The sequence below is a fragment of the Sulfuricaulis sp. genome, assembly GCF_041499725.1.
In the GTDB taxonomy this organism is placed as follows: domain Bacteria; phylum Pseudomonadota; class Gammaproteobacteria; order Acidiferrobacterales; family Sulfurifustaceae; genus Sulfuricaulis.
In genome coordinates this window covers 1-4,019 of the sequence record NZ_JBGQKW010000139.1, presented here as the reverse complement: position 1 = coordinate 4,019, position 4,019 = coordinate 1, and the positions used below count along the sequence as shown (strand labels likewise).

General features: G+C 60.5%; 5 protein-coding genes. All 5 read right to left on the bottom strand.

The features are described 5' to 3' along the window. Positions 1 to 130 (bottom strand): GTP-binding protein (locus ACC569_RS14205; protein ID WP_372524183.1); only part of this gene is annotated, 130 nt, incomplete at its 3' end. Between the two features lie 24 nt (positions 131 to 154). Further along, positions 155 to 2,257 carry an elongation factor G gene (gene fusA, locus ACC569_RS14200; protein ID WP_372524182.1) on the bottom strand — a complete coding sequence of 701 codons (2,103 nt, stop codon included), beginning with the start codon at positions 2,255 to 2,257 and terminating at the stop codon, positions 155 to 157. Between the two features lie 37 nt (positions 2,258 to 2,294). After that, positions 2,295 to 2,765 carry a 30S ribosomal protein S7 gene (rpsG, locus tag ACC569_RS14195; protein ID WP_372524181.1) on the bottom strand — a complete coding sequence of 157 codons (471 nt, stop codon included), beginning with the start codon at positions 2,763 to 2,765 and terminating at the stop codon, positions 2,295 to 2,297. 132 nt (positions 2,766 to 2,897) lie between these two features. Continuing rightward, positions 2,898 to 3,272 (bottom strand): 30S ribosomal protein S12, encoded by a 375-nt coding sequence (rpsL, locus tag ACC569_RS14190; RefSeq protein ID WP_372524180.1) that lies wholly within the window; start codon positions 3,270 to 3,272, stop codon positions 2,898 to 2,900. A gap of 411 nt (positions 3,273 to 3,683) precedes the next feature. Then, positions 3,684 to 4,019 (bottom strand): hypothetical protein (locus ACC569_RS14185; protein WP_372524179.1); only part of this gene is annotated, 336 nt, incomplete at its 5' end.

The window sequence follows — 4,019 nt, the reverse complement described above, 5'->3', positions numbered from 1 at the left end:
CTTCGCCGCCGAACTTGGCCGCCAGCACTTTGGTCAGGGCGGCGGTGAGCGTGGTCTTGCCGTGGTCGACGTGGCCGATGGTGCCGACGTTGAGGTGCGGTTTGGTGCGTGCGAATTTTTCCTTGGACACGGGATGCCTCTGTCTTGAATTAAATTAACTGGCCTTCTTCATGACCGACTCGGCGACGTTCGACGGCACCGGCGAGTATTTCTTGAATTCCATCGTGTAGGTCGCGCGGCCCTGGGTCGCGGAACGCATACTCGTGGAATAACCGAACATGTTGGCGAGCGGCACCTCGGCGCGTATGATCTTTACGTTGCCGTGTCCGTCTTCCTGGCTCATGATGACGCCGCGCCGCGAGTTCAGGTCGCCCATGACGTTGCCCAGGTAATCCGCCGGGGTCGTGACTTCGACGTCCATGATCGGCTCGAGCAGCACCGGATCGCCCTTGGGGCCGGCTTCTTTCCAGCACAGAATCGCCGCCATCTTGAACGCGTTTTCGTTCGAGTCCACTTCGTGGTACGAGCCATAGTGCAGCGTCGCTTTCACGTCGACCACGGGATAACCGAACTTGACGCCGCGCTGCATCGCCTCGTCCACGCCCTTGCGCACGGCTGGGATGAATTCCTTCGGGATCACGCCACCCTTGATGCCATCCACGAACTCGAAGCCCTTGCCGACGTCCTGCGGCTCGAACTTGATGACCACGTGGCCGTACTGACCGCGGCCGCCGGACTGCTTGACGAAGCGGTATTCCTGATCCACGGGTTTGCGGATGGTTTCGCGGTACGCGACCTGCGGCTTGCCGACGTTGGCCTCGACGCCGAATTCGCGCTTCATGCGCTCGACGATGACCTCGAGATGCAGCTCGCCCATGCCGGCGATGATGGTCTGGCTGGACTCCTCGTCGGTGTGCACGCGGAACGACGGATCTTCCTGGGCCAGACGGCTCAAGGCCATGCCCATCTTTTCCTGGTCGACTTTGGACTTGGGCTCGACGGCCTGCGAAATCACCGGCTCCGGGAACTCCATGCGCTCGAGGGTGATCACCTTGTCCGGATCGCACAGCGTCTCGCCGGTGGTCACGTCTTTCAAGCCCACGCACGCGGCGATGTCACCGGCGCGGACTTCCTTGATTTCCTGGCGCTCGTTGGCGTGCATCTGCAGCAGACGTCCGATGCGCTCCTTCCGGCTCTTGACCGGGTTATAGACGGAATCGCCCGAGGTCAGCACGCCGGAATACACGCGGATATAGGTGAGCGCGCCGACAAACGGATCGGTCGCGATCTTGAATGCGAGCGCCGAGAACGGTTCCTCGTCGGAGGCATGACGTTCGGTCTCGGTGCCGGCCTTGTCGTCCAGGTGACCCTTGATCGCGGGGCGATCCACCGGCGCGGGCAGATAATCGACCACGGCATCGAGCGCCGCTTGCACACCCTTGTTCTTGAACGCCGAGCCGCACAGCACCGGCACGATCTCGAGCTTCAGGTTGCGCTCGCGCAGCCCGGTCTTGATCTCGTCCACGGTCAGTTGTTCGCCGCCGAGATATTTTTCCATCAGCTTCTCGTTGGCCTCGGCCGCCGCCTCGATCATATGCTCGCGGTACTTTTTACAGAGTTCGCTCATCTCCGCCGGGATTTCTTTCTCTTCGAACTTCATGCCCTGGGTGGAATCGTCCCAGTAAATCGCCTTCATCTTGATGAGATCGACGAGGCCCTTGAAGTTTTCTTCGGCGCCGATGGGAAGCTGGATGGCAACGGCATTGGCGCCCAGGCGTTCCTTGAGCTGGGACACGACCGTCAGGAAATTGGCGCCGGCGCGGTCCATCTTGTTGACGAAGGCAATACGCGGCACCTTGTATTTGTTCGCCTGGCGCCACACGGTCTCGGACTGTGGCTGCACGCCGCCCACGGCGCACAGCACGAAGATCGCGCCATCGAGAACGCGCAGCGAACGCTCGACTTCGATGGTGAAATCGACGTGGCCGGGGGTATCGATAATATTAAAGCGGTGCTGGTCGAGCTTGCCGTCCATGCCCTTCCAGAAGCAGGTGGTCGCCGCCGAGGTGATGGTAATGCCGCGCTCCTGCTCCTGTTCCATCCAGTCCATGATGGCCGCGCCATCGTGCACCTCGCCGATTTTGTGCGAGACGCCGGTGTAGAACAGGATACGCTCCGTGGTCGTGGTCTTGCCGGCATCGATATGCGCCATGATACCGATGTTCCGGTAGCGTTCGATAGGAGTTGTACGAGCCACGACTGAATTCCTCTATATATAAAGAACGATTACGCCATTACCAGCGGTAATGCGAGAAGGCCTTGTTGGCCTCGGCCATGCGATGCACGTCTTCGCGCTTCTTCACGGCATTGCCGCGCTTATCGGCGGCATCCATCAATTCATCGGCCATGCGCGCGGCCATGGATTTACCGCTGCGATCCCGTGCGGCATCGACGACCCAGCGCATGGCCAGGGCCGTCTGGCGTCCCGAACGCACCTCGACCGGCACCTGATACGTGGCGCCGCCGACACGACGGCTTTTCACCTCGACCAGCGGACGCACGTTGGTCAGCGCCTGATTGAACATTTCAATCGGGTCTTTTTTGCTGCGCTCCGCCATCGTGGTCAGCGCGCCGTAGACAATTTTCTCGGCCGCGGATTTCTTGCCGCTCTTCATCACCACGTTGATGAACTTCGCGACGGTCTCGCTGAGATATTTCGGGTCCGGCGTGATTTCGCGCTTCGGAACCTCTCGTCTTCTCGACATACGTTCTGCTCGTCCTGACTACATTAATTAGAAAAAATAAACGCCCTTGCACCTGAATCGCCCTGCACTGCCTGTCCGGCATCACCCGCCAATCAGTTGGGGTACGGGGCGGGATGACTGTTCTCTGAAAAATTACGACTTCGGCCGTTTCGCGCCGTACTTGGAACGACTCTGCTTGCGGTCGGCGACACCCGCAGTGTCGAGCGAACCACGCACCGTGTGGTAACGCACACCGGGCAGATCCTTCACGCGCCCGCCGCGAATCAGCACTACCGAGTGCTCTTGCAGGTTGTGTCCCTCACCGCCGATATAGGTGATCACCTCGTAACCGTTGGTGAGTCGCACCTTCGCCACTTTCCGGAGCGCCGAGTTCGGCTTCTTCGGTGTCGTGGTGTACACGCGCGTGCACACGCCACGGCGCTGCGGACAGGCCTCGAGGGCCGGTACCTTGCTCTTGCTCTTCAGGCGTCTGCGCCCTTTGGCAACCAATTGGTTAATCGTCGGCATAAAGCTGTTTTGTCTCTCGACCCAAAAATGGAAATTTCCGCCGTGGCGGAAATCTCACCGTATTTAGTTATCGCCATCCAAAATTGTGCCCGCCCCGTCCCTAGGCTCGCCCACGCCAGACGGCGGCTGGGTCAGCCTTTGGCTGTCCAATTTTGCTCCTGGCAAAATTGTCGCGCGGCCGGCGTCGATACTGCGGAATCCGGCCTGCTGGCCGAAAAGCGACAGATCTTTCTCAGAATTTTCGGAGGCTTCAACAAGGACAGGCTGGCGGAATTCCGGCCTGTTCTGAGGGGCGCGATTCTAGGGAGTCACCCCTATTGTGTCAAGCCATTAACGCCCGTTTGTGGCCTTTTTTCGGGGCTTTTTGGTCGCCGGCACCCCTCGCCCAGCGACCTTCCGGCAGGCAGAAGGCTAGGTCCCCACGGCCTCCTCACCGCTGTGCGCCGCGGGTTTGCCCGTGAAACTGGCCGTCAGCGACTGCTTCAATTCCTTGGCTTCCTGCTTGGCCTCGCCGCGCGTGCGCCGACGCTCCAGGTGATAGGCCAGGCCGGTGCCGGCCGGGATCAGGCGACCCACGATCACGTTTTCCTTCAGGCCGCGCAGCAGATCCATCTTGCCGGTAATAGCGGCTTCCGTGAGCACGCGCGTCGTCTCCTGGAACGAGGCCGCCGAGATGAACGACTCGGTCGACAGCGACGCCTTGGTGATGCCGAGCAACAACGGCTCGAAGGTCGCCGGTTTCTTTTT